The sequence below is a fragment of the Fluviicola sp. genome (assembly GCF_039596355.1).
Lineage (GTDB): Bacteria > Bacteroidota > Bacteroidia > Flavobacteriales_D > Crocinitomicaceae > Fluviicola.
Map to the genome: position 1 here is coordinate 597,329 of NZ_JBCNJW010000001.1, position 19,025 is coordinate 616,353.

The 19,025-nt window shown below is 44.2% G+C and carries 17 protein-coding genes; 14 read left to right on the forward strand and 3 right to left on the reverse strand.

What is annotated here, in order from left to right:
• The first annotated feature begins 174 nt into the window (after positions 1 to 174).
• Positions 175 to 2,694, forward strand: a complete 2,520-nt coding sequence (locus ABDV94_RS02395; protein ID WP_343604456.1) for an ATP-dependent Clp protease ATP-binding subunit — start codon at positions 175 to 177, stop codon at positions 2,692 to 2,694.
• 73 nt (positions 2,695 to 2,767) lie between these two features.
• On the forward strand, positions 2,768 to 3,622 hold the full coding sequence (locus tag ABDV94_RS02400) for a hypothetical protein (protein ID WP_343604458.1): 855 nt from the start codon (positions 2,768 to 2,770) through the stop codon (positions 3,620 to 3,622).
• Between the two features lie 183 nt (positions 3,623 to 3,805).
• On the opposite strand, the gene ABDV94_RS02405 is transcribed toward ABDV94_RS02400, so the two are convergent.
• Complete coding sequence (locus ABDV94_RS02405; protein ID WP_343604459.1) at positions 3,806 to 4,192, reverse strand: hypothetical protein; 387 nt, start codon at positions 4,190 to 4,192, stop codon at positions 3,806 to 3,808.
• Between the two features lie 238 nt (positions 4,193 to 4,430).
• Here ABDV94_RS02405 and ABDV94_RS02410 point away from each other — a divergent pair, with 238 nt between their 5' ends.
• Positions 4,431 to 5,309, forward strand: a complete 879-nt coding sequence (locus ABDV94_RS02410; RefSeq protein ID WP_343604461.1) for a tetrahydrofolate dehydrogenase/cyclohydrolase catalytic domain-containing protein — start codon at positions 4,431 to 4,433, stop codon at positions 5,307 to 5,309.
• Between the two features lie 91 nt (positions 5,310 to 5,400).
• Here the strand turns inward: ABDV94_RS02410 and ABDV94_RS02415 are convergent, their stop codons facing one another.
• Positions 5,401 to 6,891, reverse strand: a complete 1,491-nt coding sequence (locus tag ABDV94_RS02415) for an NAD(P)/FAD-dependent oxidoreductase (RefSeq protein ID WP_343604463.1) — start codon at positions 6,889 to 6,891, stop codon at positions 5,401 to 5,403.
• Between the two features lie 64 nt (positions 6,892 to 6,955).
• On the opposite strand from ABDV94_RS02415, the gene ABDV94_RS02420 reads away from it, so the two are divergent.
• The 11 genes from ABDV94_RS02420 to ABDV94_RS02470 all read left to right on the forward strand — a co-directional run bounded on the left by ABDV94_RS02420 (position 6,956) and on the right by ABDV94_RS02470 (position 18,412).
• A complete protein-coding gene (locus ABDV94_RS02420; RefSeq protein WP_343604465.1) occupies positions 6,956 to 7,438 on the forward strand; it encodes a YkgJ family cysteine cluster protein in 483 nt (160 codons plus the stop codon).
• Between the two features lie 68 nt (positions 7,439 to 7,506).
• Positions 7,507 to 11,817, forward strand: a complete 4,311-nt coding sequence (locus ABDV94_RS02425; protein WP_343604466.1) for a gliding motility-associated C-terminal domain-containing protein — start codon at positions 7,507 to 7,509, stop codon at positions 11,815 to 11,817.
• 47 nt (positions 11,818 to 11,864) lie between these two features.
• The gene (locus ABDV94_RS02430) at positions 11,865 to 12,437 is read left to right on the forward strand and encodes a DUF6272 family protein (protein WP_343604468.1); all 573 of its coding nucleotides are present in this window, start codon (positions 11,865 to 11,867) and stop codon (positions 12,435 to 12,437) included.
• Position 12,438: 1 nt separating this feature from the next.
• The gene (locus tag ABDV94_RS02435; RefSeq protein WP_343604469.1) at positions 12,439 to 13,347 is read left to right on the forward strand and encodes a histone deacetylase; all 909 of its coding nucleotides are present in this window, start codon (positions 12,439 to 12,441) and stop codon (positions 13,345 to 13,347) included.
• A gap of 299 nt (positions 13,348 to 13,646) precedes the next feature.
• Positions 13,647 to 14,159 (forward strand): hypothetical protein, encoded by a 513-nt coding sequence (locus tag ABDV94_RS02440; protein WP_343604470.1) that lies wholly within the window; start codon positions 13,647 to 13,649, stop codon positions 14,157 to 14,159.
• Entirely contained in the window at positions 14,149 to 14,949 is an 801-nt protein-coding gene (locus ABDV94_RS02445; protein ID WP_343604471.1) for a glycerophosphodiester phosphodiesterase family protein, read from the forward strand. The genes ABDV94_RS02440 and ABDV94_RS02445 overlap by 11 nt, the downstream gene beginning before the upstream one ends.
• The gene (locus tag ABDV94_RS02450; RefSeq protein ID WP_343604472.1) at positions 14,946 to 15,290 is read left to right on the forward strand and encodes a translation initiation factor; all 345 of its coding nucleotides are present in this window, start codon (positions 14,946 to 14,948) and stop codon (positions 15,288 to 15,290) included. The genes ABDV94_RS02445 and ABDV94_RS02450 overlap by 4 nt, the downstream gene beginning before the upstream one ends.
• Positions 15,291 to 15,625: 335 nt before the next feature.
• Positions 15,626 to 16,165: a bifunctional pyr operon transcriptional regulator/uracil phosphoribosyltransferase PyrR gene (pyrR, locus tag ABDV94_RS02455; RefSeq protein ID WP_343604473.1), complete on the forward strand. Its 540-nt coding sequence runs from the start codon at positions 15,626 to 15,628 to the stop codon at positions 16,163 to 16,165.
• Positions 16,165 to 17,094, forward strand: a complete 930-nt coding sequence (locus ABDV94_RS02460; RefSeq protein ID WP_343604474.1) for an aspartate carbamoyltransferase catalytic subunit — start codon at positions 16,165 to 16,167, stop codon at positions 17,092 to 17,094. Before pyrR ends, ABDV94_RS02460 begins: the two co-directional genes overlap by 1 nt.
• Before the next feature lie 64 nt (positions 17,095 to 17,158).
• Positions 17,159 to 17,497, forward strand: coding sequence for an STAS domain-containing protein (locus tag ABDV94_RS02465; protein WP_343604476.1), 339 nt, complete (start codon positions 17,159 to 17,161; stop codon positions 17,495 to 17,497).
• Between the two features lie 3 nt (positions 17,498 to 17,500).
• A complete protein-coding gene (locus ABDV94_RS02470) occupies positions 17,501 to 18,412 on the forward strand; it encodes a ribonuclease Z (protein WP_343604478.1) in 912 nt (303 codons plus the stop codon).
• Between the two features lie 156 nt (positions 18,413 to 18,568).
• Here ABDV94_RS02470 and ABDV94_RS02475 read toward each other — a convergent pair whose 3' ends face one another.
• The gene (locus ABDV94_RS02475; protein WP_343604479.1) at positions 18,569 to 19,015 is read right to left on the reverse strand and encodes a DinB family protein; all 447 of its coding nucleotides are present in this window, start codon (positions 19,013 to 19,015) and stop codon (positions 18,569 to 18,571) included.
• Positions 19,016 to 19,025 lie beyond the last annotated feature (10 nt).

Consider the following 19,025-nt stretch of genomic DNA (forward strand, 5'->3'; position numbering starts at 1 on the left):
CTAAAAGCAAGTTTCGAAATTAGGCTTTTTATAGCTACAAAAAAGAGGGGTAAATTGAATTTTACTAACAAAAAGCGGTGAAAAAATGCTATTTCAGGTGACTTATTAACATTTAATGTGTTTGTATATTTGTATGGTGCGCTTATTGCACTCAAATCTTAAAGAAGATAGATTATGGAAGCGAAATTTTCACCTCGGGTAAAAGATGTGCTCAGCTTTAGCAGAGAGGAAGCTTTGCGCTTGGGGAATGATTTTATTGGGGTAGAACATTTCTTATTGGGAATCCTGCGGGAAGGTGAGGGAAATGCCGTGCGCATCCTGACGGGATTTAACCTGGATTTGCCGAAGCTGAAAGGAGAGCTGGAAAAGCCGCTGCTGGAAGCATCCAAATCCAATGCAGGAATTGGTGCGAATATTCCATTGGTCAAACAGGCCGAAAGATTGTTAAAAATAACTTATTTGGAAGCGAAATTGTTCAAGAGTCCTATGATTGGAACCGAACATTTGCTACTTTCGATGTTAAAGGATGAAGATTCCGTAGTTTGCCGCGTTTTAAACCGCTACGGAGTAAATTATAATACAGTTCACGAGGAATTAGAAAATATGGTCGACGAAAATAAATTACCAAGAGCAGAAATGTCATCGTCTTCTGATGATGACGATCAAACATTCGGGGCAAGCCAGCGCAAGTCTACCGACCCGAAATCCAAGACTCCGGTTTTGGACAACTTCGGGCGAGATTTGACCAAAATGGCAGAGGCTGGAAAGCTGGATCCGATTGTGGGGCGTGAAAAAGAGATCGAGCGTGTTTCTCAGATCCTGTCGCGCAGAAAGAAAAATAACCCGATCCTGATCGGAGAACCGGGAGTAGGAAAGAGCGCTATTGCAGAAGGATTGGCATTGCGAATCGTGCAGCGTAAAGTTTCCCGCGTATTGTTCAACAAACGCATCATTTCACTGGATTTGGCTTCCATGGTGGCAGGTACGAAATACCGCGGTCAGTTTGAAGAGCGTATGAAAGCAGTCATGGCGGAAATCGAAAAGAACCCGGATATCATCCTGTTCATTGACGAAATCCACACCATTATCGGTGCAGGAGGAGCAAGCGGTTCACTGGATGCTTCCAACATGTTCAAACCGGCTTTGGCACGCGGAGAAATGCAGGCAATCGGTGCAACAACATTGGATGAGTACCGCCAGTATATTGAGAAAGACGGAGCCTTGGAGCGTCGTTTCCAGAAAGTGTTGGTTGAACCGACTACGATCGAAGAAACGATCCAGATCCTCAACAATATCAAGGAGCGTTACGAAGACCACCACATGGTGAGCTACACTCCTGAAGCGATTGCTGCGTGTGTGAAACTGACAGAGCGTTATATTACTGACAGACACTTGCCGGATAAGGCAATTGATGCCCTGGATGAAGTAGGTTCGCGCGTTCACCTGACAAATATTCATGTTCCGCAGGAAATCGTGGACATCGAACAGGAAATCGAAGCGTTGAAAGATCAGAAAAACGAAGTGATCAAATCTCAACAATACGAAAAGGCCGCAGAATTGCGTGATTCCGAGCGTAAATTACAAGACCGCCTGGAAGAAGCAAAAAAACGCTGGGAAGAAGATTCCAAAGCAAAACGTGTCGTGGTAACCGAAGAGCATGTAGCGGAAGTTGTTTCCATGATGTGTGGAATTCCGGTAACCCGTGTCGCTCAAACCGAAATGGGGAAACTGGCTACCATGGCAGAAGAACTGCAAGGCAAAGTGATCGGTCAGGACGAAGCTGTTCAAAAAGTTGTGAAAGCAATTCAGCGAAACAGAGCCGGACTGAAAGATCCGAACAAACCGATTGGTTCCTTCTTCTTCCTCGGACCAACCGGAGTTGGAAAAACGCAATTAGCGAAAGTATTGGCGAAATACCTCTTTGATACGGAAGATGCATTGATCCGCATCGATATGTCCGAATACATGGAGAAATTCTCGATCTCCCGTTTGGTGGGAGCGCCTCCGGGATACGTTGGATACGAAGAAGGTGGTCAGCTGACTGAAAAAGTGAGACGCAAGCCATATTCTATCATTTTGTTAGATGAGATCGAGAAAGCGCATCCGGATGTATTCAACCTGTTGCTGCAAGCATTGGATGACGGACACATGACAGATGGTTTGGGCCGTAAGATCGACTTTAAAAATACGATTCTGATTATGACTTCGAACATCGGGGCGCGCCAGCTGGCAGACTTCGGAACCGGAGTAGGATTCGGAACGCAGGCACAGAACGAGCAACGCGATGATAACGCGAAGAACGTGATTCAGAACGCCTTGAGAAAAGCATTCTCTCCGGAGTTCCTGAACCGTATCGACGATATGATTATCTTCCATTCACTGACCAGAGAAAATATCCACAAGATCATCGATCTGGAATTGGCGAAGTTGTTCGAGCGTATCGAAACATTGGGGTATCACGCTTCCATGACGGAAAAAGCGAAAGATTTCATCGTAGACAAAGGATACGACGAGAAATTCGGAGCGAGACCGCTGAAACGTGCGATCCAGAAATACATCGAGGATCCGCTGGCAGAAGAAATCATCAAAGCAAACCTGCACGAAGGAGATTCCATTGTGCTGGATATCGATGACGCAAATACTGCACTGAAAATTTCCATCGAAAAAGGAAAAACAAAAGCAGCAAAGAAATAATCTGAATAGTTTATAACAAGTAACGGCGCGATATATCGCGCCGTTACTTTTTTCTTTTTTTATCTTTTGAATCATGAAATTGATCATCACACTCTTGTCCCTTGGCTTTTCAACACTTTCATTTGCTTATGTGGAAATGACCCGCGTAGATGCAAAACTCTTTATTCCGAATCCGGAGACCGACTTTGCGAAGATCCAGGTTCAGAATGAAGCGCTGAAAGCCAAAATGGTGCAGTTTCTCTTTGATAATGACATGGTGGATCATATCATGACGAAGGCTTATGATCCGGAAGCGCTGTTTGTGAATTACTACAAACAGTTCGGTCCATTGTATCAACTGATTGATCTGAATAATGACCAGGTTCCGGAATTGATTTTTAACGGATATAACTCCGAAGAAAGAGAAAAAGAACAACTACAGATTTTTACGACGATCAAGGGAGTTTTGGTGTCTGTTTACAATGAAATGGGACATTTGATGGCGTACAAGATTCATCCGAATACGAAGGAAGTCTTGCTTTATCATCACCAGTATCCGTGTTGTGAAAATGCATCACACAATTTGAACCGCCTGCGGTTGGTTAACAATAAAATCGCATTGGTGAAACGCTATTTCCTGGGACGCGATCACGGCATGCTGGGAAAATTCTTCCCTGAAAAATCAAAATTCACCGGGAAATTTGTGGTTACAAAGGAAAAAACAACGCTTCGCTGGTCGCCGGAAGAAATCAACCAGGGAGCATGGCCGCGCAGAACTGAAAAAAATATCATTGCGATGTACCCCGATTCCGTTGCATATACCGTTTTGGCGGAGAAAGGAAAATGGCAATTTGTGATCATGCACGGTGCGCCGGTGTCCGAACCGAACAAAGTGATTAATCCGGCGAATTTTACCAATACCTGGATTTACGGGTGGATAAAAGACTAATGACGAATTTTTAGTTCCGAATTCCGAATATATTTAATGAAATAATTCGTAATTCGGCATAAAAAAAAACCGAACTCCGGTAAATCCACTGAGTCTTTACCGAAATTCAGTTTTCTCTGAACAAGTAGCTGCGTAATGCATTACGCAGCTACTTGTTTGATTAATCATTGTGATTAATGCGGTTTAATTCATTTCCGTAGAATGCCAGTTTTCGACCAGTTGCTGGTGTTTCTTTTTGAAGACGTTCATCAGCTTGTCCGAATCCGAATGCATTCCCGGTTTTGTTTTTTCGATGGATTTGAAGGTTTCGCGGATAATTTCCAGGATGTCCGATTCCATCAGGATTTCAGAAGTGCTCGTATCAAAACTATAATTCTGATACACTTCTATAATTTTATTGCGATCGCTTTGCTCCTGTGGAAGCAAGGCGCTTTTCTTTGATAAGTCATTGAAAAAAGGCAGCAATTTTGCGCTTAGTTCAATAAAATGCCTCAAAACAATCGTTGCCTCATTAATTTGCTGGATTGCAGAAGTCTGAATAAAGCGGTTTTTGATCAATTTGTGTTCCATGACATTTTATTTAGTCGATTTCTCTATAAAGACGCAGGACCATTTTAAATGGTTGGATTCAAAAAGGAGTGTTTGATTAAACCTCGCTTCTCATTGATTGAATTGGGTTTTAGTGTGATTATTTAAAAGATAATTGATTTATCATTTGTAAAAATTCACAACTCAAAGAGTACTGATACTTCATTTTAATCATTGCTAAATCGATGTAACCCCGTATATTTGCAAAAAAAATCACGACATGCAGATATTAAGTGGTAAGGACATATCAGAGATCATCAAAAAAGAATTGGCAATTCAGGTTGCGGAACGTAAAGCCGCAGGAAAGAAAATTCCTCACCTGGCAGCAATTTTGGTTGGAAAAGATGGAGGTTCGATCACGTATGTCAACAATAAGTTGAAAGCTTGTGAAGAAATTGGTTTTGAAAGTACATTGATCCGTTACGACGATTCGATTACGGAAGATACGCTTTTGAAGAAAATTCAGGCACTAAATGAAGATAAGAGTATTGACGGGTACATTGTTCAGCTTCCGCTTCCTGCGCATATTGATGAAATGAAAGTGACACTCTCCATTGATCCGAAAAAGGATGTGGATGGTTTCCACCCGATCAACGTTGGGAATATGATGCTGAATATCCCGGGATTTGTTCCGGCAACACCGGCAGGTATCGTGGAATTAATTCGTCGCTACAACATCGAAACTGCAGGTAAAAACTGTGTGGTTGTCGGTCGAAGTAATATTGTGGGAACTCCTTTGAGCTTGCTTTTAGGAAAGAACACGGACCCGGGAAACTGCACGGTAACGTTGGTACACTCTAAATCTGAGAATATCAAAGACATTTGTCTGAACGCAGATATTTTGGTTGCGGCGGTTGGAATTCCCGGATTCATCACTGCCGATATGGTGAAAGAAGGAGCTGTTGTAATCGATGTGGGGACAACCCGTGTAGAAGATCCAACAAGAGAAAGAGGTTGGAGACTGGCAGGTGATGTTGACTTTAAAGAAGTTGCCCCGAAAACTGCTGCAATCACTCCGGTTCCGGGTGGAGTAGGACCAATGACGATCGCATCCCTGATGATCAACACGCTGAAAGCGATGGAGTTGAAGGGAAAATAAACTAAAATGAAAATGGAAAAGTTGACTTCGACTCCGCTCAGTCAACAGTTTGTTCAAAGATCATTGAGCGGAGTCGAAATGATACTTTGAATTACAAGCGTTCCAAAGGTGTCCGCACCCCATCTACTAAGGAATAGCAGGCCAATTTGTCTTTAAATACAGACGATTTAAACAGCGACCGGTTTAAGAGCATGCGCACGCACTCCTGGATTCCTTCTGCGATGGATGGATGTGGATGAACCAATTCGGCAATTACATGAATCGGTAAGCCGAGTTTCATGATGAGTCCGATGGTTTGAATGGCAGTCGAAGCATGTTCACCTACAGCCCGCATTCCAAGTACTTTCATGTCGCTGTCATTGGTCACGATAATCTTAAAGAAACCTTCCGTTTTCCGCATGGCAATGGCGCGTGCAATCACCGAATAGTCGATTTTAACGACTTTCACCGGAATATTCTTTTCAATACACTGCATTTCGTTGATCCCGACGGCGGCAACTTCCGGCTGCAGGAACATGATCGTACAGACATTGTCATAACTCAGTCGTTCGCGAATCGTACCAAAAGCCCGTTCAACAGCATGCCGCGCTTCGATTTCTCCCATGTTTACCAGGGCAATTCTCCCGGAAACATCTCCCACGGCATAAATGTGCGGAACATTCGTCACGGTATCGTCGTCCCCGATGTGCATTCCTCTTTTGGACATGAGCACGCCCGCGTGTTCGAGGTTCAGTGTTTCAATATTGGGAACCCGTCCGATGGATAAAAGCGCTTTTTCCACGCGGATTACTTCCCGCGAACCATCCGGGTAGCTGAGTTCGTATTCTACTTCGTGGCCCAGGTTTTCCAGGCGTTCCAATTGCGCATTGTGATGAATCGTTACACCTTTTTCTTCCAGGTTTTCACTCACAATGTTCGAAATATCGGTGTCTTCGAATGGTAGAATGCGGTCTGCGCGGTCAATCAGGTATACTTTGGTCTTCCCGAAATTGGAAAAGATCGTTGCGTATTCACAACCGATCACCCCGGCTCCGACGATTACGAGACTTTTCGGATAATCGGTGAGGTTTTCAATACCGTCGCTGGTGAGAATGGTTTGTTCATCTACGTTGACACCTGGCATTTTTCGCGGCCGGCTCCCGCTTGCGATAATGATATTGTGTCCGGAAACAACTGTTCGTTCGCCGTTTTGAATAATTTCGACTTCATTGGGGGAAATAAAGCTGGCAGCTCCTCTTTCATAGGTCAGAAGTTTATTCATGGTTTCGGTTTGAAGGAGTTTCAAATGGCAGGAATATTGAAATTTCCGTTCAAAAACAGCCTCGTCTACTGTTGCCATTACATCCTCCCAGGTCAGTGAAAATTTCTCCCTTCCCTTACCGCTGATCGTGTCATTCACCGATGCGATTTTCTGAGAGATTTCCCAAAGTGTTTTGGATGATAAGGCTCCGTTGTAGACTCCGGCTCCGCCAACCCGGTCTTTTTCGATCAGGCAGACACGTTTTCCGAAATCAATTCCCCGCATGGCTGCTGCATATCCTGCAGGACCACCGCCGATCACAATTAAATCAAAATTTTCCATAAGTCTCCCGACTAAATTAAACAATACTTTAAAAATCAGGATGGGTTTGTGCTAATTTTGCAGTATGAATTTGAAAGAACTGACGGATTACGGAAAGGCCGAAAAAGAAACGTACGTGAAGTGGATTAAAAAGGCGAAAAAAGCAAACAGTCGCTCACTCGATGATCAGTTCCATAAACTGCACCAGGAAGCGTTTCGCAAGATCGACTGCCTGGTTTGTGCCAATTGCTGTAAAACAACCAGCCCCATTTTCCGCGATGTTGACATCAAACGTTTGTCTAAACGCCTGCGCATGCCGGAAAGCAAGTTCATTGATACCTATTTGAAAATAGACGAAGACCAGGACTACGTGCTTCGTTCTTCTCCCTGCGCCTTTCTGGGAGACGATAATTACTGCTCCGTGTATGAAGACAGACCGCTTGCCTGCAGGGAATATCCGCATACCGACCGAAAAAACATGTACCAGATTTTACCCCTCACAAGAAAGAACATGGAAGTCTGTCCGGCGGTAAGTTATATTATGAAAGAAATAAGTAAAAAAATATAACAAAACTTACAACCTTTTGTATAATTTGGCGTCTGCGTTAATAGAAATTATTGAACCAAATTGATATCATGAGGTCACTTACACTCTCCTTTTTACTACTTGTTTTAAGCTATTCACTCGTGGCCCAGCAGGCCAAAAACGGGAACTATACCGTAACTGCTGCCAATACCGTTCTGAATGCTTATACGAATGTTACAGCCAATATTGCTGTAGGAGCGACTTCTATTTCTGTTGCCAATGGTTCATTAACGAATTCGTATTTTACTGCGGCACTGGGTTCCGGCGATTTGATTTTAATTGTGCAGATGCAGGGAGCCGACCTGGATGTCAATACGACACCTACATCTTCCTGGGGAGGAAATTACACGCTTTCCAATTCTGCGATGGCAGATATTACCAATATGAATAATTACCGCCCGGATTGGGGTACGGTGACTAATTATAACAATGCCGGAAAATACGAATATGCAGAAGTTCTTTCCGTATCCGGAACAACGATCAATGTCAGATGTGCATTGAAAAATGCGTATACATCATCCGGACATGTGCAGGTGGTTCGTGTGCCGCGAATCGGGAACCTGACATTGAATGCCAATGCAACGATTATTCCGCTCACATGGGATGGAACGATCGGTGGAATTGTCGCTCTGGAAGTAAACGGAACATTGAATTTTGGTACCAACTCTAAAATTGTCGCATCCGGATATGGTTTCCGCGGAGGTGTTACAGATAATACATCCGGTGGTCCGGGATCTGCTTCGGATGTCGGAAAACCTGGTTCCAATGCCGCTTCCGAAGGCTCTGAAAAAGGAGAGGGAATCGGTGGATCATCCACAGCAACCGGAGAAGTAACGGTGAATTATTTATCCCGATACGGATGCGGAGCGCCTGCAAACGGAGGTGGTGGCGGAAACTACAAAAACTCCGGTGGTGGTGGTGGTTCCAATATCGGAACCGGAACCTATAACGGAAAAGGAGTTCCAACACCTGGTTATGCTACATTTTGGAACCTGGAAGCAGCAGGAATGGCAACCACTCCGAGTTCAGGTGGTGGACGTGGAGGATATTCCGGTTCTCAGAGTGATCAGAATGAAGCAACCGTTGGGCCGAATAACGCAGCCTGGTCGGGCGACAGTAGAAGAAAAGAAGGTGGTCTTGGAGGCCACCCGTTGACCTATGATGCCACCCGTGTATTCATGGGAGGCGGTGGAGGAGCCGGTGAAATGGATCAGAATGAAGGTGGAAGTGGCGGAGCAGGAGGAGGAATCGTTTTCCTGCAGTCGTATGGATCTGTTACCGGAACCGGAACAATTGAAGCAAACGGTGCAAACGGACAAAATTCAAATCCTACAGGAGCTACTCCGGGAATCGGGGTGAAAAAAGGAGTAGACGGAGCCGGTGGAGCGGGTGGCGGAGGTGCCATTGTGATTTCAAACGGAACAGCTCTTCCTGCTACAATTACCTTAAATGCGAACGGAGGAAACGGAGGTAACAATGCTTTGGCTTTCGGAACCTTTACATCAGGGGTGGAAGCAGACGGGCCGGGTGGTGGCGGCGGCGGCGGAATGATTGCATTTACGTCCGGAACACCAACTCAAAGTGCTGTGGGTGGAGCCGGAGGTGTAGTAACAGCAAGCGGATTAACCAATATCGTTGCGAATTCGCCAACTGTTTCAGGTGGTTTCCCTCCGAACGGAGCTACAGGCGGAGCTGCCGGAGTTACTTCTCAGCCACAAACGTATTATAACCTCATCGCGAATAACGCATCCATTTGTTCCAGTTCTACAGCAAACCTGTCGGTAACGGTTCAGGGAACATTACCGGTAGCGAACTCTGCGGTTACCTGGTACACTTCTTACACCGGAACAACTGCTGTTGGTACCGGCTTGACGTATACAACCCCCGTGCTGACAGCAACCACAACGTATTATGTCGGTTTTTGTCCGGGAGGAACATTCCGCGTTCCGGTAACGGTAACTGTTGGCGGACCGACCATTGCCGGAACGGCTGTGGTAAGCAATGCAACGTGTACTTCCGGAGGATCGATCACCGGGTTGACCACGTCCGGAGGCGCTCCTACGGTAACAATCGATTGGAATGGCGTAAGCTCTCCGACAATGGATTTGACAGGAGCATCTGCAGGAAGTTATACGGTTACAGTGACAGACGGAATCGGTTGTACAGCTACTTCCGGGCCATACACGATCGGATCTGCAGGCGGACCGACTGTTAATACAACCAATATGGTGGTGACAAATGCTTCCTGTCTTGGAAGTGGTGGCTCCATTACCGGAATTACTGCTACGGGAAATGGTCTTACTTACAGCTGGAACACCGGAGCGTATACCACATTGGATATTTCGAACCTGAGTCCGGGCAGCTACAATTTGGTGGTGACAGACAACGTGGGATGTACCGCATCTACCGGAAATATTCCCGTGGGACAAAACGCAGGGCCGGTTATCAATACAACAAATATTACGGTTACGAATACAACTTGTGGATTAAACAACGGAAGCATTACCGGAATTACAGCTACGGGAAATAGTTTGACTTACCAATGGAACGGTGTTTCAGGAACCTTGAACCAAAGTAACCTAGCGGCAGGAAATTACACCTTGATTGCAACAGACAATATCGGATGTAACGATACTTCCGGGCCGGTTAACATTGCACCGTCAAGTGCCCCGGTAGTCAACAGTTCTTCTGTGTCCATTGCAGATGCGCATTGTAACCAGGCAAATGGTTCTATCTCCGGTTTGACCGTTTCAGGCGGACAAGCATCTTATAGCTATTCCTGGAATTCAGGAGCTTATTCGACATTGAATTTGACGAATATTCCTGCCGGAACATACAACCTGGTGGTAACGGATAACCTGGGGTGTACTGCAAATGCCGGGCCGTTTACAGTAAATAATATCGGTTCTCCGGTTATCAATACTTCGGCAATGGTGATCACGAATGAAAGCTGTACCGGAAATGACGGATCGATTACCGGAATCACAGCTACCGGATCAGGAACATTGAGTTATTCCTGGAATTTAACACCGAGTACAACGATTGACCATTTGAACCTGGCAAGCGGAACTTACGGATTGGTTGTGTCAGATGCATTCGGATGTTCTTCAGTAGCCGGGCCTTTCAACGTAGGCGGTGCTACTCCGATGAGTTTGAATCAAAGTGGATTGGTGATCACTCCAACAGCATGTGTCGGAACAACTGGTTCCATTACAGGTTTACAGGTTGTGGGAGGAATCAACCCAACAGTTTCCTGGTCAAACGGACCAACAACGCTGAACAACACCAACCTGGGAGCAGGAGCTTATACGATTACCGTAACGGACGATCAGAATTGTTCCATCCAGCAGACATATACTGTAACAGTTACGTCAGGAGTGGTGATCAACACCAACAATGCGATTGTTTTGAACGATAATTGTGCAATCGGTACAGGATCTATTTCCGGAATTACGGTTTCGGGAGGAACAACGCCTTATTCGTATTCCTGGAATGGTTCATCTTCCTTGAATACGCTCGATATTTCCAACCTGGCTACCGGAAATTACACCTTGATTGTAACAGATAACGGAGGATGTAAAGACACCACGATATTGTTTGTGGGTGTTGTGCCGCCGTCTTCGATTGATCAGAGCAGCGTGGTAGTAACCAATGAAACCTGTTTGGGAAATAACGGAACCATTTCCGGAATCCAGGTGAATGGAAACGGCCCGTACTCGTATGCGTGGTCGGGAACCTCATTGACATCACTGAATCTGACGAATCTGGATGCAGGAACTTACGTTTTGTCCATTACGGATGTCAACGGATGTGTGACTACCGGAACTCCGATTACCGTAGGAACAAATCCTTCTCCGAATGCAGACTTTATCATCGCGAGTACACCGGCATCACCGGGAGAAACAATCGTATTTACAGATGCAAGTTCTGGCGGGCAAGTTTTGAACTATGGCTGGTATATCCAGGGGGTAGGGCCAAACGGAAGCGGATCTTCCTGTACCTACAGTTCTCAAGTCGAAGGAGATTATAACATGACATTGGTGATCCAGTCGGTTGACGGATGTATTGATTCCATTACCAAAGGATTCCAGATTCTGGGAGAGTTGAAGATTCCGAATATCATCACGGTAAACGGGGATCATATCAACGACGAGTTTTACATCACGAACCTGAAACCAAACTCCAGGCTGGTGATCCAGAATCGCTGGGGAAATGTGGTCTTCGAAACAAGCAATTACAAAAATGATTGGGGAGGTATTGATATTACCGGAGTAAAACTCGATGACGGCGTTTATTTCTACCAATTAATAACTGCAGACGGTAAAATGTGGCAGGGAAATGTGCATTTGCTCATTGATTAGAGAAGTTCATTTTTGCTTTGCTATATTTATCGACTGTTAACTAGTAAATGCATCCCGGCACGCTCCACATAGAACCAAAAACAATCTTAGCTTCTTGGATTCAAGATGTAAAAGATAACCGATTTAATTCGGTTCAGGTTGCGCACTTCGGTCCTTTGAACCAGGATTTGGTCAATAGTTTGACATTGAGCGTGGAGGACTTTATGATCTCTGCAGGAGACAAGAAAACATTGGTTAAACGCGTTTTCTCCATTTTAATCGAAGGACTTCAGAATATTCTGATCCACGGGAAAAGCCGCGGAAATGAATTGCAGGCATTGATCATTTTGGCGTACAACGAAAATGCTTACCGCATTGCATTGGGAAACCTGACAGAGCTCTCCGAAAAAGAAAAACTGACTTCTTACCTGGACAGGTTAAATGCGATGGGAGAAGAAGAAGTGAAAGCATTTTACATGGAAACCCTCAACAACGGATTGATTTCTGACAAAGGCGGAGCAGGACTCGGCTTCATCACTATGCGTATGAAGTCCAAATCAAAGCTGAACTACCAGTTTATTCCGGTAGGCGATGATTTGATGTTATTCACCATTTCAACAGATGTAGACAGAGCACAGTAAAATGTCTTTTTTTGTAGCGTATCATCCTTCTTATATACATGCAGTTCCGGAAAATCATCGTTTCCCGATGGAAAAATACGGACTGATCTACCAGCAATTGCAATACGAAGGTTTGATGGAACCGGATGAATTTTTAGTTCCTGACTCCATTGACCTGAAACATGTGAAGCAGGTTCATGCGGAAAATTACCTCGATAAATTACTCAATCTGAACTGTTCGCCTCGTGAACAACGGGTAAGCGGGTTTGTACACAATCCGGATCTGATTAACCGGGAATTGCGAATTATGGAAGGAACCCGGATGTGTGCAGAAGCAGTTATTAACGGCGGAATGGCTTTGAACATCGCCGGAGGAACGCATCATGCATTTACAGATCGGGGAGAAGGTTTCTGTTTGCTCAACGACCAGGCAATTGCGGCCAAATGGCTTTTGAGTGAAGGATTATTCCGGCGGATTCTCATTGTAGACCTCGATGTGCATCAGGGAAACGGTACGGCTGAAATTTTCACGCAAACCCCGGAAGTGTTTACGTTCAGTATGCACGGCGGAGCCAACTATCCGATCCACAAAGAACAATCGGATAGAGACATCGACCTAGAAACATACACGACAGATAAAACCTACCTCGAAACACTCAAAACCGAATTGAATCAAGTCCTGGAGGGTTTCCAGCCGGATTTCCTGTTTTATCAGTGCGGAGTAGACATCCTGGAGTCCGACAAATTGGGAAAACTGAAAGTAACCCAGAACGGAATCCGCCAGCGGGATGCATTTGTATTAAACAGTGCCAAAGAGCGGAATATCCCGATTGTGTGCAGCATGGGTGGGGGGTACAGTAAAGAAGTCCGGGATATTGTGAATGCGCACATGCACGTTTTTCGCCTGGGACACCAGTTATTCTCAAGATAAAGGAATTCAGAAGCCTTTCCATTTTGAATGCTTCATTGTTGTAAGCATCAATTAACAAAATAATTATGAACAATCCTTGATAATTTCTTTTCTACGATTACCTTTGTGTAGAATTAGTCTAAATAAAGATGGTTAAAAAAGAAGTTTCAACTCAGCAACCGATTTTACCTCTATTCACATGTTCTGATTGCTCTTGCGATAAAAAGAAAGATTGTTGCAAGAAATACAAAAGAAAGGGGTATCACTGTAAAAAGTGCCCGAAGCTTTAGTATTACTATTGCATTCCGTATTTTTGAAGCATGTTTCGAAAACTTGCTTTTCCTTTGATGTTCTTCATTGCCTTTTGGGGAACAAGTCAGGATTCCGCAACCTACTCACTCGGAATAGATCTCAATTACCATCCGCAAGATTTCTTTTTTCATGTTCGTGGCCAATTTAGTAAGAAACACCTCGTACAGGATGCCTTTCTGGGTTTTGGAATCAATAAAACCATTTTCCAGGGGCGACTCAGTCCGGTAACCGGCTATGATGTGGGGTATCGCTTCGGATTTACCAACTGGCTTTCGCTGACACCTTACCTGAGAGTGTCTTATTCCTTTCTGAATACCAAAGACCCATCCGGTCATCCGTTTATTCATACAACGGAAAGTTTCCTGGCTTGCCGGCTGGCTGTCGGAACGCGAAACAAACTGGCACTGAATGCTGGAATTGGCCCTGCCTGGGAATGGAAATACGATGCATACCTCGAACGGAATACACATTTTTTTATGTGGAATTATTTTTTCGGCTTAACTTATTACCATGCGTTCTAAATTCCTGTTTGTGTTTTTACTGGTGCTGGCTTTTTCCTGTAAGAAAGAGAAAGACCGCTTTCCCGGAACTCAGATCGGTGGCCATGCTTGTGCGGGGCTGAATGTTTCAAGCAGTAATTACCACGATAACAGCCTGGAAGCATACCGCTATGCCCGCAGTTTTGATGCCATTAAAATCGTCGAAGTAGATGTCCAGCTTTCCCTGGATGGTACCTTCTGGCTGTTTCATGATCCTGATCTGGATAAAGAATCTACCGGAAGCGGCACTATTCCGCAGTCTTCCGATGCCTACCTGTCGGGGTTGAACTACCGTTCGCTGGAAAAGGAAAAACTGATCCGTTTGCAAGACCTTCCGGCCGATCTGAAAGGAGTTATTTTATTACTGGATTTGAAAGAGTCGGATGGAACCACAAACGGACTGATCGACTCTACCCGGATGTTGCAGGCATTGGTGAGCGCGAAAAATTATTTCACGAATGGAACGCTGCGATTGATCACCAATACGGGAAGATTTGTATCTTCGATCAAACAAACGGGATACGGTGTTTTCTTCAATGCTTACAACGCGAATCATTTTTTGAATGACCAGCAGGCAGCGTTGATGGATGGAGCTACATTCCGCAATACAGATATGGAAGAGGCAGATGTAGCTGCGGTCAAATCCACCGGAAAACAGGTCGTTCTCTACGATGTACGGTCGCCGAAAGGCATTCGTTCTGCCCTGGAAAAAAATCCGGATTATCTATTAACGGATGACATAAAAGCAACATTAATTGAAAAGTACAAATGAGTAAAAAAAATAAAGACCGGGTCAATATCGTGTATTCCACCAACCCGGATTTTTCATACGATTACGATAACCAGGAAGAGCAGGAAACGCTGGAACCATCCAAACAATTGTTGTATGTGTCATTGGATCGCAAACAGCGCGGAGGAAAAGAAGTGACCCTTGTTGAAGGGTTTGTGGGGACGGATGATGATCTGAAAGAGCTGGGAAAAATGCTGAAATCCAAGTGTGGAGTAGGCGGAACGGCAAAAGACGGAGAAATTATCGTACAGGGATCTTTCCGTGATAAAGTAATTGAATTGCTTGAAAAAGAAGGGTATAAAACGAAGCGGAAAGGAGGATAAGCATAAAATGGAATCTAGATGCCGGATTTACGTTTCAAAATTTATAACCAATAACCAACCCTATGAAAAAGTAAATATCTTCCGACATCTAAAATTCCAAATTATAATATAAAGTAGAAAAATGTGAAAATTCTTTCGATGCTTGTTCAAATGTACGTTAACTTTTTCTTAAATCAATAAAAAATGAGTAAAATATTTACTTTATTGATTGAACGGTAAAAAATTGATTTTTAATCTTTTCATGGAATTTAATAAAGTTGAAAAACGGTTTAGTTTTCGCGTATAAAATCCCGAAAATGGTTGATGAATTGAAACCTTTTATTAAATTTGCCTTAATGGAAAAGCAAGTCATTTTAGATGAACAGCAGGTTCAGTTAACCATGAACCGTCTTGCTTATCAATTAATCGAAAATCACGACGATTTCTCCAACACCGTATTGATCGGGCTGCAACCGAGAGGAATTTTTGTGCTCGAACGATTGAAAGAGATTCTGGAATCGGTTCGAAAAGAACAGATTGTCTGCGGACAACTCGATATCACGTTCTACCGCGATGATTTCAGAAGAAGAGAGAAACCGCTGATTCCGAATGTTACCAACATTGATTTTACGATCGAAGGAAAGAACGTTGTCCTGATAGATGACGTCCTGTATACCGGAAGAACCATCCGTTCGGGATTGGATGCTTTGATGGCATTCGGTCGCCCGTTGCGGGTAGAACTCATGGTGCTGATTGACAGAAGGTTTCAGCGTGATTTGCCGATTCAGGCTGATTATGTTGGAAAAGCAGTAGATACACTGGATTCCGAACGCGTAACCGTGGAATGGAAGAACAGTGAAGGAATGGATAAAATTGTATTGTATACACCCGAATAATGGAGCATTTAAGTGTTGATCATTTAGTTGGAATTCGAGACCTGACCCGTCAGGACATTGAATTGATATTTAAAACTGCCGATAGTTTTAAAGAAGTTATTAATCGACCGATCAAAAAAGTTCCATCTCTTCGCGATATGACGATTGCCAACCTCTTTTTTGAAAACTCAACCCGCACACGCCTTTCTTTTGAGCTGGCTGAAAAACGCCTTTCTGCGGATGTGGTGAACTTCTCTGCAAGTTCGAGTTCGGTGAAAAAAGGAGAAACACTGATCGACACGGTAAACAACATCCTGTCTATGAAAGTGGATATGGTAGTGATGCGCCACCCGAATCCGGGAGCAGCGAAGTTCCTTTCCGAGCGCACCAAAACCTGTGTGATCAACGCCGGTGATGGAACGCATGAACACCCGACACAAGGATTACTCGATGCTTTTTCAATCCGTGAAAAACTCGGCTCCGTTGAAGGAAAGAAAGTGGTGATCGTAGGAGATATCCTCCATTCCCGTGTGGCACTTTCCAATATCTACACCTTGCAGAAACTCGGAGCAGAAGTAATGGTTTGCGGACCAACTACACTCATCCCGAAATACATTGATACCTTAGGAATTAAAGTGGAACACAACCTCCGCAGAGCGCTGGAATGGTGTGATGTTGCGAATATGCTCCGCATTCAATTGGAGCGCCAGGATATTCAATACTTCCCGAGTTTGCGCGAGTACTCCATGCAATATGGTTTGAATAAGGAAATCCTCGACAGCCTGGATAAGGAGATCGTGGTGATGCACCCCGGGCCAATCAATCGCGGTGTGGAAATTACCTCTGATGTAGCTGATTCTAAGCAATCAATTATCCTTCAGCAGGTTGAAAACGGTGTAGCTGTCCGAATGGCGGCAATTTACCTGCTTGCAGCCAAGATCGGTCGATAAAACTCTTCGAACATTCAGGTGTAAGAAAGAATTATTTGTTACATTTGATAAACACTGTGGCAAAATGAATTTTATTATTGCACAAGATACCAACTTTGCTGTCATTCAATCATCTGTAGAGAAATTGGATGCTTCTAATGCTTCTGAATTGAAAGATGAATTACTCACTTTAAGTAAAAAAGGAGTCAATTCCCTGATTTTAGACCTTTCCAAATCCAGATATTGCGACTCTTCCGGGCTTTCAGCAATACTGACTGCAAATCGTTTGTGTAAAGACACAAATGGTCAGTTTGTTTTGTGCGGTCTGCAGGAAAATGTAGCTAAAATGATCCGTATTGCTCAACTGGATAAAGTATTGAATATCTCAGAAACACTGGACGAAGCAAAGGCAGTCCTGAATTAATCCATGAGTTTTGAAATCCGCATATTGGGATCGGGAGCGGCATTGCCTACTTCTCTGAGAAATCCGACCTCGCAATATGTACAATGCAATGACCGCCATATCCTGATTGACTGCGGTGAAGGAACGCAGGTTCAACTGCGGAAATACCACGCACATATTCAGAAGATCAATCACATTTTAATTTCACATTTACACGGAGATCACTTCTTCGGACTGGTTGGATTATTGAGTTCGTTGCATTTGCTCGGACGCGATAAAGGACTGACGATCTACGGCCCGCAGGAACTGGAACAAATTATCCGTCTGCAGTTGGAAGTAGGAGGAGCAAAGCTCGGTTTTGAACTGAATTTTGTGCCTTTGAACGGAAATGAACACAAACTGATTTTTGAAGATAAACTGATCGAAATCTGGACATTTCCGCTCCGTCACCGCGTTCCTACAAACGGGTTTGTAATCCGCGAAAAGATCAAGGAACGGAAACTGAATGCCGAGCGTTTCCAGGAAGCCGGGCTTTCACTCACACTAATTCCCAAACTGAAACAGGGATTGGATGTGGTACTCGATTCCGGAGAAACGATCTGTTACGAAGAGTACACTTATCCTCAAAAGCCGAGTAAATCATACGCTTATTGCTCCGACACGATTTTTGACGAACGTATCGTTGAGTACATCCGGGAAGTCGATCTGCTCTACCACGAAGCCACGTTCTTAAATGATAAGCTTGATCGCGCAAAACAAACCTTTCACAGTACGGCAGAACAAGCTGCAACAATTGCGAAAGAAGCCCGGGTGGGAAAACTACTGCTTGGTCATTTGAGTGCCCGTTATGAAACCGGTGAGAAACACCTCGAAGAAGCTTCCGGAGTATTCGAAAACGTCGTGGTGGTAGAAGACGGAGACGTTTATAACGTGTAAAATTGACAATAGATATTTCGGTTCCCTTCCGTATTATTAATAGCAAAGAATAAAAGATAGCACTGATACACTACCATGACAGTTGAGATCTCTTCATGTCGTGTCGAGTGATTTTTGAAATGAAATGGAGACAATCGTATCGAGACAGACATGCACTTACTTCTGAGAAGAAGTAATCCTCCTTAAATAATTAATTTGTCCCAGGTGATATCCCAAATGATTGGATAATTTCAGGATCTTGTGTTCACAGCTCATCGGATAGCCGAACGTTTCATACGGATAAACTGCCTTCAACTGTTCGGGTGAAAGGGAAGCAATGACCTTGACAACCATTGCTGCAGTCGTCTGAATCTGGTGAATCAGCTCTTCTTTATTGAAAGAACGTTCCTCAAATTCTGCACTCCGGTTCCGGACATACCCGGTGTCTCCAAGTGTTGCCCCGATGAAGTGATTGAGATTTCCAACCAGGTGCTGAGCCAGATTCCCGATTGAATTGGTAATTCCGGGAAGCACTTCCCACAATTGAGTTTCATCGCACAGGGTAATTTCCTGTGCCAGGGTATTCAGATCTTTTTCAAAAGCACGCTCAAATTCCGGGTTCATAATGGTATAA

Bases quoted from the DNA above. Each gene is read 5' to 3' on its own strand.
- pyrR (WP_343604473.1), top strand. From the start codon at position 15,626: ATGGAAAAGCAAGTCATTTTAGATGAACAGCAGGTTCAGTTAACCATG.
- ABDV94_RS02420 (WP_343604465.1), top strand. From the start codon at position 6,956: ATGAATTTGAAAGAACTGACGGATTACGGAAAGGCCGAAAAAGAAACG.
- ABDV94_RS02410 (WP_343604461.1), top strand. From the start codon at position 4,431: ATGCAGATATTAAGTGGTAAGGACATATCAGAGATCATCAAAAAAGAA.
- ABDV94_RS02395 (WP_343604456.1), top strand. From the start codon at position 175: ATGGAAGCGAAATTTTCACCTCGGGTAAAAGATGTGCTCAGCTTTAGC.
- ABDV94_RS02460 (WP_343604474.1), top strand. From the start codon at position 16,165: ATGGAGCATTTAAGTGTTGATCATTTAGTTGGAATTCGAGACCTGACC.
- ABDV94_RS02430 (WP_343604468.1), top strand. From the start codon at position 11,865: ATGCATCCCGGCACGCTCCACATAGAACCAAAAACAATCTTAGCTTCT.
- ABDV94_RS02425 (WP_343604466.1), top strand. From the start codon at position 7,507: ATGAGGTCACTTACACTCTCCTTTTTACTACTTGTTTTAAGCTATTCA.
- ABDV94_RS02405 (WP_343604459.1), bottom strand. From the start codon at position 4,192: ATGGAACACAAATTGATCAAAAACCGCTTTATTCAGACTTCTGCAATC.
- ABDV94_RS02450 (WP_343604472.1), top strand. From the start codon at position 14,946: ATGAGTAAAAAAAATAAAGACCGGGTCAATATCGTGTATTCCACCAAC.
- ABDV94_RS02445 (WP_343604471.1), top strand. From the start codon at position 14,149: ATGCGTTCTAAATTCCTGTTTGTGTTTTTACTGGTGCTGGCTTTTTCC.
- ABDV94_RS02470 (WP_343604478.1), top strand. From the start codon at position 17,501: ATGAGTTTTGAAATCCGCATATTGGGATCGGGAGCGGCATTGCCTACT.
- ABDV94_RS02465 (WP_343604476.1), top strand. From the start codon at position 17,159: ATGAATTTTATTATTGCACAAGATACCAACTTTGCTGTCATTCAATCA.
- ABDV94_RS02475 (WP_343604479.1), bottom strand. From the start codon at position 19,015: ATGAACCCGGAATTTGAGCGTGCTTTTGAAAAAGATCTGAATACCCTG.
- ABDV94_RS02415 (WP_343604463.1), bottom strand. From the start codon at position 6,891: ATGGAAAATTTTGATTTAATTGTGATCGGCGGTGGTCCTGCAGGATAT.
- ABDV94_RS02435 (WP_343604469.1), top strand. From the start codon at position 12,439: ATGTCTTTTTTTGTAGCGTATCATCCTTCTTATATACATGCAGTTCCG.
- ABDV94_RS02440 (WP_343604470.1), top strand. From the start codon at position 13,647: ATGTTTCGAAAACTTGCTTTTCCTTTGATGTTCTTCATTGCCTTTTGG.
- ABDV94_RS02400 (WP_343604458.1), top strand. From the start codon at position 2,768: ATGAAATTGATCATCACACTCTTGTCCCTTGGCTTTTCAACACTTTCA.